The sequence below is a fragment of the Colwellia sp. Bg11-12 genome (assembly GCF_014076955.1).
Lineage (GTDB): Bacteria > Pseudomonadota > Gammaproteobacteria > Enterobacterales > Alteromonadaceae > Colwellia_A.
Window position 1 is genome coordinate 93,541 of record NZ_JACGUZ010000056.1, and the last position, 13,272, is coordinate 106,812.

A 13,272-nucleotide genomic window follows, 5' to 3' on the forward strand; every position below is an offset into this window, starting at 1 on the left:
CTCGCGTTTCTTTATATTTTAACGACAACCTCAATACTAGCAGACAATTATTGTTAACGCGTATTAGAGGTATTGATGAGTACGTTGCTTTATATTAATTAAAGCGACTTATACAAAAAGGGCGAATATCGATATCGGTTTCTTTCTTGCTAACTAATTGGCCAATGATCTTACCCGTAATTGCGCCTTGGGTTAACCCCAAGTGCTGATGCCCTAAAGCAAAGTAGATATTTTCATGGTTTGGTGCTTGGCCAATAACAGGAAGTGAATCGGGCATTGAAGGTCTATGTCCCATCCACTTCGTTGTAGACTTTGCTTTTTGTGGGTTATATTTGGGTAAAATGTTAAGTACCTGTTCGGCATTTTTAAATAACATATCGGCTCGTTTCATGTTTGCGCTTTTATTCAGCCCTGCATATTCAACAGTGCCTGCTAAACGTAAACCATGTGCCATTGGCGTTATAATAAATTTACGTTCAGCAGAAGCAACAGGACGCGACAATTTATGTACTTTCGTCCCTATCGGTAAATCTAAGCTGTAACCGCGCTCTGCTTCTATTGGTAAATGATATCCTAACGTCTTTAGAAGATTCTTCGACCATGCTCCACTAGCAATAACAACCTGGTCAAATTGTAATGTCCCCTTTGTCGTGATGAGGCTTGCACCCACAGTGCTATAGTTAATGTCCAAAACTTCACCTTGATAAAATACACATCCCTTTTTAAACGCAAGTGCTGCAAGCTTTGTACAAATGGCGAAAGGATCAACACTGTGTCCCACTTCGGTGAAATATAATGAACCATAAATATTCTCACTCAAACAGGGCTCTAATAGCAAAGTCTGCTGGCGGTCGAGTAATAATACGTCAATGCCTGCATTTTTATAACGTATAAATTGGCGTTCAATTTTTTTACTTGAACTTTTCTCAAAGACCAGCAAGCTGCCTTTTAAAGTCAGTAAGTTTTCAGCTTCAGCTTCCTTTAAGAGTGGTCGGTAATAATTAATCGCATTTTTGTTCAGTGCTTTTAATGCTTCACTATTTGAGGCACGTTTACCGGGTAACATATTAATTATAAATTGGCCAAACCAAGGCAGGGCTTTTGGTAAATAAATAGCAGATAAAGAAATAGGCCCTAGAGGATTAAGGAGTAACTTAGGAAACTGCCATAGCAAGCTTGGTTCAGCCAAAGGAAATACTTGCTCTGTAGCAAAGTGTCCCGCGTTTGCTTTTGAGCAACCTTCACCAATACCTAATTTATCAATAAGGGTGACCTGAAAGCCCAATGACTGCAGTTCAAGTGCACAGTTAATACCAATAATGCCAGCACCAATTACGGCGATGTTTATTACTGAGTTATCTACTTTTATTATTGTCATTTTTATCACTTAGAAAATTACACTTGTGGAATATTAAATATTGTATACAATATACTGATGTTAATCCACTGATACTCTGTATATTCTAAAAGCCAGCTTTACGCTCTTTTGAAGCAGAGTATCGTCAGCAATAAGTAAAGAAACTTGTAAAGTAGCGAGTAAAAATGATGAAAAAAATTAATTGGCAAGGTGTATATCCAGCAGTAACAACACAATATTTTGACGATATGTCGATTAACTTTGAAGCCACTAAGAATATGGTTGATAGTTTAATTAAAGAAGGTGTTCACGGTATTATCGCTTTAGGCACCGTTGGCGAAAATTGTTCGCACACCCAAACTGAAAAGCGTGAAATTCTTGAAGCGGTCAAAAGTATTGTTGCGGGTCGAGTGCCAGTACTTTCTGGCGTTGCTGAAACAACAACAAAATTTGCTATTGAATATTGTCAAATGTGTGAAGAAGTGGGCATTGACGGACTCATGGTACTTCCGGGGATGGTATATCGTTCGAGCGAACGCGAAGCCATTCATCACTATCAGCAAATTGCCCGTAATTGTGGTTTACCTCTGATGATTTACAACAATCCTATTACTTACGGCGTAGATGTTTCTATAGAAGGCATGGCGGTTTTAGCCAATGAGCCAACGATTGTTTCTGTAAAAGAAGCGACAGAAGATACTCGCCGTATTTCTGAATTATATGCTGAATTTGATGATCGTTTTATCGTGTTCGGTGGTGTTGATGATATTGCCCTTGAAAGCTTAATGCTTGGCTGTACGGGTTGGATCTCTGGTTTAACTAACGTTTTTCCACAAGAATCTGTTGCTATATATAAGTTAGCACAACAAGGTCGCTATAAAGAGGCGTTAGAAATTTGGCGTTGGTTCCTGCCATTATTGCGCTTAGACACAATACCAACACTTGTTCAATGTATTAAATTTTGCGAGCAACTAGCCGGACGTGGCAGTGAAGTTGTTCGTGCACCTCGTTTACCGCTTGCGGGTGAAGAGCGAGCAAGAGTTGAGAAGTTATACAACGATGCATTAGCAACGCGACTTGATTTATCAACGTTTAATCTAGATTAATCGTCTTTAATTGTTAAGGCTAGAGCCTCACTGACAAGCCCTATACTTGAACGTGGGGTTTTGGCCTTACAATTTATATAAAATTTATAGCACAAAAACAAAGGTAAAAAAAAGATGATCAAAGGCACCTTTTTTTGTATCGACGCTCATGCCTGCGGTAACCCTGTTCGGTTAGTTACTAGCGGTCACCCAGATTTAAAAGGGTTAACCATGAGTGAAATGCGACAAGATTTTTTAGAAAATCACGATTGGATACGGAAAAGTTTAATGTTCGAACCTCGTGGTCACGACATGATGTCAGGTTCATTCCTTTATCCACCCTGTAGTGAAAATGCCGATGCCAGTATTTTGTTTATCGAAACCTCGGGTTGTTTACCTATGTGTGGTCACGGCACTATTGGCACCGTTACTGCGGCCATTGAGAATGGTTTAATCACACCTAAGCAGAAAGGTAAGTTAACGTTAGATGTGCCTGCAGGGCAGATTAAAGTTGAATACACGCAAAAAAATTCGAAGGTGAGCAATGGTGTTACTGCTGTAAAAATTTATAACGTTGCTGCTTATTTAGCACATCAAAATATTGAGCTTATTATTGAAGGTTTAGGACCCTTAATTGTCGATGTCTCTTATGGTGGCAATTATTATGTGATTGTTGAACCTCAAGAAAATTTCCCAGGTATTGACCAATGGAGTTCAAATGAAATTCTTCATTGGAGCCCAATCGTTCGAGCGGCAGCTAGTGAAACCGTATTTTGTGTGCATCCAGAAGACGCGAGCGTTAATGGTGTGACGCATGTGCTGTGGACAGGGAAACCGAAACATCATAATTCAAATGGTGCAAATGCGGTATTTTATGGCGATAAGGCAATAGATAGGTCACCTTGTGGAACGGGTACCAGTGCACGTATGGCTCAGCTTTTTGCGAAAGGTAAGCTTAGCTTAGGTGATACCTTTATCCACGAAAGCTATATCGGTAGTCAGTTTGTTGGGAAAATTGAACAAGTGGTTACCCTTAATTGTGATAGAGGAAATCCTGCAGGGATAAATGGAAAAATAACAGCGATAAAGCCTAGCATTGAAGGCTGGGCAAAAGTTTTTGGAAAAAACTGTATCACTATTGATGATGATGACCCTTATGCATTCGGTTTCGCTGTCACCTAATTCGATTGATAAAAATTAAAATACAAATTTAAGTAGGAGTGAATGATGAATATAACCGGAAAAAATTTAATCGCGGGCGAATGGTCAGGCGATACAAGCAATGGTTTCTCAGCAATGAATGCTATTACTAATCAAACAATGCATGAAAAGTTTGCCGATGCTAGTGAACAAGAAATTGAACAAGCCATTAGTAAAGCCAATCAAGCCTTTGTGTTTTACAGCCAGTTAAGTGCAGAAAAAAGAGCTATTTTCTTACGCACAATAGGTGAACAAATTCTTGCACTTGGTGATGATTTAGTTGACATAGCTTGTGCTGAAACAGGCTTACCTGCTATGCGTATTCAAGGCGAGCGAGGTCGTACTATAGGTCAACTAGGGCTGTTTGCTGACTTACTTGAAAGTGGTGAATATCTGCCGGTGGTAGATTTAGCTGATGAAAATCGCACACCTTTACCAAAATCAGACACGCGTTTAGGTTACTTACCATTGGGTACTGTAGCAGTATTTGCGGCGAGCAACTTTCCATTGGCTTTCTCTACGGCTGGTGGCGATACCGCTTCTGCATTAGCAGCAGGCTGCCCAGTCATCATGAAGGCTCATGCAGCGCACCCAGGTACTGCTGAACTTGTGGCACAAGCGATCAGTAAAGCGATTGAAGTATGTGGCATAGATGCTGGCGTATTTTCATTGATCCAAGGGAAGAACTACGCGATCTCTAGCCAAATAGTTACGCATCCGTTAATTAAGGCCGTCGGTTTTACTGGCTCTGAACGTGTTGGGATGATTTTACAACGTCAAATTAATGAACGGGCTGAGCCAATTCCATTTTATGGTGAGCTTGGTAGTGTCAATCCACAATTTATTTTAGAAGATAAATTAGCTAACGAAGCAACGGAACTTGCACAAGCGCTGGTTGCATCATTAATGATGGCACAAGGACAATTTTGCACTAGCCCGGGGATTTGGGCTTATGTGACGGATAAAAATACCCAAATGTTTGAAAAGTCGGCGGCACAAGCGATCAGTGAAACAAAAGCCGGGGTTATGTTAACGCCAGCAATCGCAGCGTCATATAATCATACTGTCAGTCAATGGCAAAGCCTCACGGGTGTTGAATGTTTAGCACAAGGCCAAGTGGCAGAACCCGAGCAAGCGCACTTTTGTCGTGCGGTATTATTCGCTACCGATTTAACCACCTTTAAAGCTAATCAAACATTACATGAAGAAGTTTTTGGGTCATCAGCGCTTATTGTACGCTGTAAAAGCCACGGTGAATTGATGGAATTTATTTCTCTATTAAAAGGTAACCTAACCGCCAGTATTCATGCAAGTGAAAAAGATTTGCAAGTAGCACAACGCGTTGCTTTAGCCGCTGCTCATAAAGTGGGGCGTTTAATTTATAATCAAATGCCTACGGGTGTTGAAGTTTGTGCCGCTATGAATCACGGAGGACCATTCCCTGCCTCAACTCAAATAAGAACGACATCGGTGGGAAGCGAAGCGATTAAGCGCTTTCAACGCCCTATTTGCTATCAAAATATGCCCAATGAGCTCTTACCTTCGTTATTGAAAAGGTAAGCTTTTAAAGTTATAACTTTCATTGATAATAAGAATAAGCGGCTAATATTTATTAGCCGCTTTTTTTTAGCTGATAAACCCTTATAATGTCAGCACACTTTCAAGAGAAGTACTTTATGACCATTGTTTACAAAACCCGAACTCAGTTAGTTGTTGAAACCCTTAGAGAGAAAATACTAAGTGGCGAAATTCAAGCAGGTCAACCTTTACGCCAAGCGGCATTAGCAGAAGAATTAAATGTTAGCCGTATACCGGTACGTGAAGCGCTATTACAACTCGAAGCTGAAGGTTTAGTCTCTTTTGAACCGCATAAAGGTGCTACAGCTACAGAGCTGAATGCGAGTCAGGTTGATGAACTATTTGAATTAAGAGCTATGCTGGAAGGTGATTTATTAGCCTCATCAATTCCTAATCTTAGTAATGAAAAGTTAGCAGAAGCTACTGATATTTTGGCAAAATTAGATAAAGCGCTTGGTAAAGAGAATGCGGCGAATACTTGGAGTGAATTAAATTCTGATTACCATAATTGTTTATATTCAGGGGCTAATCGTCCGCAAACTCAAGATTTAGTCAATACCTTAAATAAAAATGCTGACCGTTATATTCGCATGCATTTATTATGGGCAGGCGGTATTTCAAAAGCAGAATCAGAGCACAATGAACTACTCGATTTATGTAAAGCGCGCAATGTTGAAAAGTCTGTGGCTTTGTTGAAGCAACATATTTTAGGTTCTCGTGATGAAATAAAAGCTTTTCTTTGTGCGCGTGAACTCGCAGAGGGATAATTTTTACTTAAGAAAATCAAATAAGTAGTGAAGTTTATTGTTTGTACCTACTATAGGGTTATAGCATAAACCTAACGGCTCTCCTTTTCTTTATTCTTTTTGGTTATATTAAAGCTTTTTCTTATATGGAAACTGTTTGCCGACTATGGCATTATTCTTAACATTATATTGTTATGAAAGTCGGTAAACACCATGAACTTAACTCACTTACAAAAGCTTGAAGCTGAATCTATTCACATAATGCGAGAAGTCGCCGCTGAGTTTGACAACCCTGTCATGCTTTATTCAGTTGGTAAAGACTCTGCTGTTTTACTCCATTTAGCCCGGAAAGCTTTTGCTCCGGGTAAAATTCCTTTCCCATTATTACACGTAGATACTGGTTGGAAATTCAAAGAAATGATCGCATTTCGTGATGAAATGGCGAAAGAGCATGGCTTTGAATTACTTGTTCATAAAAATCCTGAAGGTGTTGCAATGGGGGTGGGGCCATTTACACATGGCAGTGCAAAACATACCGACATCATGAAAACACAAGGTTTAAAGCAAGCGCTTAACCAATATGGATTTGATGCCGCTTTTGGTGGAGCACGTCGCGATGAAGAAAAATCTCGCGCTAAAGAACGTGTTTACTCATTTCGTGATAAAAATCATCGCTGGGATCCAAAAAGCCAACGTCCAGAATTATGGAATGTTTATAACGGCAAAGTAAACAAAGGTGAAAGCATTCGTGTCTTTCCATTATCTAATTGGACAGAGCTTGATATTTGGCAATATATCTACCTTGAAGGTATTAAAATTGTGCCACTTTATTTAGCTGAGAAACGCCCTGTCGTTGAACGTGACGGTACCTTAATAATGGTTGACGACGACCGTATGCCTATTGAAGACGGCGAAGAAGTAATGATGAAAAGTGTTCGTTTTAGAACGCTTGGTTGTTACCCATTAACAGGCGCGGTTGAATCAACGGCGACGACGTTACCAGAAATTATTCAAGAAATGTTATTAACCAAAACGTCTGAACGTCAAGGCCGAGTGATCGACCACGATTCATCAGGCTCTATGGAAAAGAAAAAAATGGAAGGTTATTTTTAAGCCAACTTATACAACCTTTTTCACAACATTTTAAATTTGCTTGTCAGTAATATAAGCAATAAAACAGAATTTTATAGGAAGAACCATGAGTCAACAAACAGACTTCGCCGAAACTGATTTATTAGAAACCGATATTGAGTCGTATTTAAAAAAACATGAAAACAAAGAAATGTTACGTTTTTTTACCTGTGGCAGTGTTGACGACGGAAAAAGCACGCTAATTGGCCGTTTACTGCATGACTCAAAAATGATCTTTGAAGATCAACTTGCAGCGATTGAAAACGACAGTAAAAAATCAGGTACTACCGGTGAAGCAATTGACTTAGCCTTACTTGTTGATGGCTTACAATCTGAACGCGAGCAGGGTATTACCATTGATGTGGCTTATCGATACTTCGCTACCGAAAAGCGTAAATTCATTATTGCAGATACTCCTGGCCATGAACAATATACGCGTAATATGGCAACAGGTGCATCAACGTGTGATTTAGCCATTATTTTGATTGATGCTCGATATGGCGTACAAGTACAAACCCGTCGTCATTCATTTATTTGTTCACTACTTGGTGTTAAACACGTTTTAGTTGCGGTCAATAAAATGGACTTGGTTGACTATAGTCAAGAGCGTTATCAAGCGATTAAAAAAGAATATCGTGAATTTGCTGACGATTTAAATTTTTCAGACGTCCGTTTTGTGCCTATTTCTGCGTTAAATGGTGATAACGTGGTTGAAGAAAGCGCTAATATGCCTTGGTATCCGGGCGCGACTTTAATGAAGTTATTAAATACGATTAATGTCGATCAAGACGACAGCTTTACTCAATTTAGATTCCAAGTTCAATATGTTAATCGTCCTAACTTAAACTTCCGCGGTTTTGCTGGCACGGTTGGCTCTGGACATATTCGTGTTGGTGATGCAATTGTTGCTCTACCGTCAGGTAAAGAAAGTACGGTTAAATCTATTGTCACGTTTGATGGTGAGTTTGAACGTGCTGATAAAGGCCAAGCCGTTACATTAACACTGACCGATGAAATCGATATTAGTCGTGGCGAGCTCATCGTAAAGAAAGGCAGCTTACCTATTTCTAATAAGCAATTGAATGCTAATGTTGTTTGGATGCATGAAGATGAATTAGAAGTGGGTCGTGAATTTTATATCAAACACGGCAGTAAAATGACCACAGGTCATGCGATTAGTTTTGAACATAAGTTTGACGTTAATACCATGGAGCGATCGCCAACGTCACAATTGGCATTAAATGAAATTGGGTCGGTAAATTTTGAAGTTGCACAAGCATTACATTTTGATGCTTATGACGATAATAAATCTTCAGGGGCTTTCATTATTATTGACCGTTTAAGCAACCTAACGGTCGGGGCAGGTATGATAACCAAAGCGGTAGATGATGAAAATCAAGAGAATTACTCAGCCTTTGAACTTGAATTCAATACCTTGGTTCGTAAGCACTTTCCACATTGGGGCGCTCGAGATATTCTTAAAGGATAATCACGAGTATTTCAGTAAATAAACGATCAGCGGCCTAGTCATGCTGATACTGAAAAACAGGTTTATTGTTTTGCAATAAACCTAATTACCTGTATTTGTATCGGTAAATTCAGCATGACGGTTTCAGTATCAGCATCTTGTGTTAATAACATAGTCAGTTAATCAAAAAGGAAAACGTGTGTTAACGATGCAGTGGTTGATGTTATTGATCTTTATCGCAACCTTTATTGGATTGATAAAGTATCAACAAACACCTGAAAAGGTTTTTGCGGTATCATTACTTGCTTGTTTAGCAACGGGTTTAGTTTCTGCGGACGTTGTACTCAACAATGTGGTTAACCCCGGCTTAGTGACTCTAGTGTTACTGGTTCTTTGTTCGTTTGCGTTTGAACGTACCAGCGTTTTGCGTCGTATATCAGTTATTATGATTAAAGGTTCTCCCTTTAAATCAACGTTTAAAACCTTGCTTTGCACCGCCTTCGCTTCGGCATTAATGAATAATACCGCTGTGGTTGCGACACTCATTTCAACCATCAAAAAAAACACCCTAATTAAGCCCAGTAAACTACTGTTACCCGTTTCCTATGCCGCAATACTGGGCGGTACGTTAACCTTAGTGGGCACATCAACTAACCTTATTGTAAATTCGCTCTTTATTGAACAAGGCGCTAACAGCCTAGGTTTTTTTGATTTTACCTTAATTGGCTTTAGTGCTTTTGTTATTTGTTTACTGGTTATTCTTGCAACGCAACACTTATTACCAAACCTTGGCGTCGCAACATTTTCTGCTGACCAATATCTTCTTGAAGCGGAAGTCTCTCAATCTTCAAAACTTGTGGGTATCACTATTGAAGGTAACGGGCTAAGAAATTTAGATTCGTTATTCCTTGCAGAAATAGTGCGTGGCGGACGATTAATTTCGCCTGTTTGCCCGGATGAAATTATTCAAGCAAGTGACAAGCTTATTTTTACTGGCGATATATCTAAAGTATTGACGCTACAGCAATTTGACGGCTTAACCTTATTTGCTGAAAAAGACGGTCTGTTGCGTGACAACCTTACTGAAGTGTTAATTAAACCTGATTCTGCTGTTATCGGTAAAAACCTAAAAAAAGCGGGCTTTCGTGCTCGTTTTGATGCGGCTGTAGTGGCGATACGCCGTGAAGGCACTCAACTATCAGGCAAGTTAGGCGACATTACAATACAGTCTGGCGATTTTTTAGTATTAGCTGTTGGTAATGACTTTAGTGCTCGCACGAATTTATCAAAAAACTTTTTTATTCTTTCTGGTCACAAACCTGACAATATGCTCTCAGGGTGGCGTGACTCATTAACTGTCTTTGGATTTTTAGTCACCATTGCTTGCTCTGTTATGACTAATGTTGCGTTATTAAAGTGCTTGATGTTTTATATCGCGATATTAGTACTCTCTGGTTGTTTAACGGTAAATGAAATAAAACGTCGATTTCCTTTAGAAATATGGATGGTGGTTTTAGGCGCACTTACTTTAGCTAAAGCTTTTGAAACCAGCGGTATTGCAGCGTTACTTGCACAGCAAATAGAGTTGTTATTGCAGGGGAAAAGTGCATATTTAGCTATGGTTTGTATTTTTATTATCACGTTATTAATGACAGAAATTATAACCAATAGTGCTGCCGCGGCACTAGTTTTTCCTATCGCTTATAGTATTGCCTTAGGATTAGGGGTAAACCCGCTACCTTTTGTCATGGCGGTGGCTTTTGGCGCAAGTGGTAGTTTTATCAGCCCCTATGGCTATCAAACGAATATGATGGTTTTTAATGCGGGAAACTATCGCTTAATTGACGTTGTAAAATTTGGTTTACCCGTATCAATAGCTTACTCGATTGTTGTGTTATTGATGATACCTATCGTTTTCCCGTTTTAATGGTTATTTTGAAAAAAATTAGGATAACAAACAGAAAAAATTAGGATTTTTATGAAAACAGAAAATACCGTTTGGCATGATCAGCAAGTAACAAAAGAACAACGAGCTCAGCTGAAAAAACAGAAGCCTTGTTTATTATGGTATACGGGGCTAAGTGGCTCAGGAAAATCAACAGTAGCTAATGCAGTTGACGCGTTGTTGTTCAAACGAGGATGCCATACTTATTTACTTGATGGCGACAATGTTCGCCATGGTTTAAATGGCGATCTAGCCTTTAGTGATGCTGACAGAGTTGAAAATATTCGCCGCATCAGTGAAGTCGCTAAACTTTTTATCGACTCAGGTACTATTGTGTCTACGGCTTTCATTTCTCCATTTGCACAAGACCGAAAAATGGCGGCTGACAAGTTGGCGCCAGGAGAATTTATTGAGGTCTTTATTGATACACCTATTGACGTTTGTGAGCAGCGCGACCCCAAAGGCCTCTATAAAATGGCGCGTGCAGGTGAAATAAAAGACTTTACCGGGATAAGCTCAGGTTACGATATACCTGAATCTCCAGCTATCCATGTAAAAACCGCAGAAAAATCAATTCAACTGTGTGCAGAGCAAATAGTCAACCATCTCATAGCAGAAGGCTTTGTTCATGCATTATGATGTTTTTAATGGCGATGCAGACGGCATTATTGCTTTAGTACAATTGCGCTTGGCCCAGCCCAAAAAATCAACGTTGATAACGGGAGTTAAGCGAGATATTAGCTTATTAAAGCAAGTACCTGTTGCGGCAACAACATCGGTTACCGTGCTTGATATTTCCATGGAAAAAAATAGCGATGCATTAGCTATGTTGCTAGAAAATAACATCGATATTTTCTATGTTGACCATCATCGCTCGGGAGATATCCCGCAATCAAAAAAATTAACTGCGTTGATAGACACTGATGCCAATACCTGCACCAGCTTATTAATGAACGACTACCTCAAAGGTCAATTTGCTAATTGGGCAATTACCGCGGCCTTTGGTGACAATATGAATGAGTCTGCGGTGAAACTAGCCGCGCAGCAAGGTCTGTCAGCACAACAACAAAAACAACTCAAAGCGCTCGGTATTTATATTAATTATAATGGCTACGGGCGTACCGTTGACGATTTACATATTGCACCCACAGATCTATTCAATGCTTGTTTGGCGTTTGAAGACCCTTTAGCGTTAATTAATGCACCTGATTCTATTTTTACTCAATTAGCGGCTGCCTATAAGGCTGATATGGCGCAAGCACAATCAGCTGAGGTATTAGCTGACAACGATGTTTGTAAAGTTGTACTGCTAGCTGATGAGGCTTGGTCACGCCGGGTGAGTGGTGTTTTTGGCAATGAACTAGCGAACTTATCACCTAATAAAGCCCATGCTGTAATTACCTTGAATGAAACAGGTACCTTAAATGTACAAGCCTCTTATACGGTAAGTTTACGTGCACCTTTGAACAATAAACAAGGTGCTGACAATATTTGTGTACAATTTCCTACGGGAGGAGGACGTGCTGGCGCCGCAGGGATTAACCAATTACCTAAAGAAATACTTGGTAAGTTTATCGCGACAGTGTCAGAATATTACGCATAGTATTGTTATGACAAATATTGTCATTCCCATCACGCTGAATTTATTTGAGCATGATGTTATCAAGATCTAGCATCTATTTATAAAAGGACTAAAAATGAGTTTATTGATCACTGGCGGCACAGGGTATATTGGTAGCCATACTGTTGTTGAATTACTTCAACTCGATAAAGATATTATCATAGTTGATAATTTATCAAATTCATCAACATTAGTGCTAGATCGCGTAAAAGCAATTACCGGCAAAACAGTCACTTTCATTAAAGCTGATATTTGTGATGAAGCTGCGCTTGATGCTGTTTTCAAAGAATATGATATTGAAGCTGTTGTGCATTTTGCTGGCTTAAAGGCGGTTGGTGAGTCCAACGAAATACCATTGAGTTACTATCAAAATAATGTTTCAGGCTCTGTTACTTTATTTCAGGTTATGGCTAAACATGGTGTTAAAAATTTAGTTTTTAGTTCTTCAGCGACGGTTTATGGTGAGAATAACCCATCACCATTAGATGAAACTATGCCAACCTCTGCGACTAACCCTTATGGTCAAACTAAATTAATGGTCGAACATGTACTGTTTGATTTAGCGAAAAGTGATAGCGAATGGTCCATTGCCTGTCTACGTTACTTTAACCCGATTGGCGCACATGAATCAGGGACTATTGGTGAAAACCCTAACGGTATTCCTAACAACTTATTACCCTATGTAGCACAAGTGGCAGTAGGGCGTTTACCTCAACTACAAGTGTTTGGTGATGATTACGACACGCCAGACGGCACGGGTGTTCGCGATTATATTCATGTGGTAGATTTAGCGATTGGTCATGTTAAAGCATTAGAGAGTTTAACGAAAATAGAAGGTTGTAAAGCCATTAATATCGGTACGGGAAATGGTACGTCGGTATTAGAAATAGTGAACACTTTTGAAAAAATTAGTGGTCAAAACATCGCTTATAAAGTTGTACCGCGACGCGCGGGTGATATTGGCACTGTTTACGCTGATGCATCATTAGCAAACAGCCTATTAGGTTGGCAAGCAACACGCAATTTAAATACTATGATCGCTGATACTTGGCGCTGGCAATCACAAAACCCCAATGGGTTTGAGTAAGTTAACTTATTCAGTAAACCGTGTTTTTAAGCATTGCACATCAAACTAAAAATC

Annotated in this window: 11 protein-coding genes; 10 read left to right on the forward strand and 1 reads right to left on the reverse strand. The window is 39.5% G+C overall.

Annotated elements, in window-relative coordinates:
* Window positions 1–94: 94 nt before the first annotated feature.
* On the reverse strand, window positions 95–1,378 hold the full coding sequence (locus tag H4J39_RS04775) for an FAD-binding oxidoreductase (protein ID WP_182226237.1): 1,284 nt from the start codon (window positions 1,376–1,378) through the stop codon (window positions 95–97).
* Between the two features lie 164 nt (window positions 1,379–1,542).
* On the opposite strand from H4J39_RS04775, the gene H4J39_RS04780 reads away from it, so the two are divergent.
* From H4J39_RS04780 to galE, 10 genes are all read left to right on the forward strand, one after another.
* Window positions 1,543–2,463: a dihydrodipicolinate synthase family protein gene (locus H4J39_RS04780; protein ID WP_259366509.1), complete on the forward strand. Its 921-nt coding sequence runs from the start codon at window positions 1,543–1,545 to the stop codon at window positions 2,461–2,463.
* A gap of 114 nt (window positions 2,464–2,577) precedes the next feature.
* Entirely contained in the window at window positions 2,578–3,624 is a 1,047-nt protein-coding gene (locus H4J39_RS04785) for a 4-hydroxyproline epimerase (RefSeq protein WP_182226238.1), read from the forward strand.
* A gap of 42 nt (window positions 3,625–3,666) precedes the next feature.
* Entirely contained in the window at window positions 3,667–5,202 is a 1,536-nt protein-coding gene (locus H4J39_RS04790; RefSeq protein ID WP_310649715.1) for an aldehyde dehydrogenase (NADP(+)), read from the forward strand.
* A 116-nt stretch (window positions 5,203–5,318) separates the two neighbouring features.
* On the forward strand, window positions 5,319–5,987 hold the full coding sequence (locus tag H4J39_RS04795; RefSeq protein WP_182181852.1) for a GntR family transcriptional regulator: 669 nt from the start codon (window positions 5,319–5,321) through the stop codon (window positions 5,985–5,987).
* A gap of 192 nt (window positions 5,988–6,179) precedes the next feature.
* Window positions 6,180–7,079: a sulfate adenylyltransferase subunit CysD gene (gene cysD, locus H4J39_RS04800; protein WP_182181853.1), complete on the forward strand. Its 900-nt coding sequence runs from the start codon at window positions 6,180–6,182 to the stop codon at window positions 7,077–7,079.
* A gap of 85 nt (window positions 7,080–7,164) precedes the next feature.
* Window positions 7,165–8,586: a sulfate adenylyltransferase subunit CysN gene (gene cysN, locus H4J39_RS04805; RefSeq protein WP_182226239.1), complete on the forward strand. Its 1,422-nt coding sequence runs from the start codon at window positions 7,165–7,167 to the stop codon at window positions 8,584–8,586.
* 187 nt (window positions 8,587–8,773) lie between these two features.
* A complete protein-coding gene (locus H4J39_RS04810; RefSeq protein WP_220462125.1) occupies window positions 8,774–10,492 on the forward strand; it encodes an SLC13 family permease in 1,719 nt (572 codons plus the stop codon).
* Between the two features lie 51 nt (window positions 10,493–10,543).
* Window positions 10,544–11,149, forward strand: a complete 606-nt coding sequence (gene cysC / locus H4J39_RS04815; protein ID WP_182226241.1) for an adenylyl-sulfate kinase — start codon at window positions 10,544–10,546, stop codon at window positions 11,147–11,149.
* A complete protein-coding gene (locus H4J39_RS04820; RefSeq protein WP_182226242.1) occupies window positions 11,139–12,113 on the forward strand; it encodes a DHH family phosphoesterase in 975 nt (324 codons plus the stop codon). The genes cysC and H4J39_RS04820 overlap by 11 nt, the downstream gene beginning before the upstream one ends.
* 94 nt (window positions 12,114–12,207) lie before the next feature.
* Window positions 12,208–13,218, forward strand: a complete 1,011-nt coding sequence (gene galE / locus H4J39_RS04825; RefSeq protein ID WP_182226243.1) for a UDP-glucose 4-epimerase GalE — start codon at window positions 12,208–12,210, stop codon at window positions 13,216–13,218.
* The last annotated feature ends 54 nt before the right edge of the window (window positions 13,219–13,272 follow it).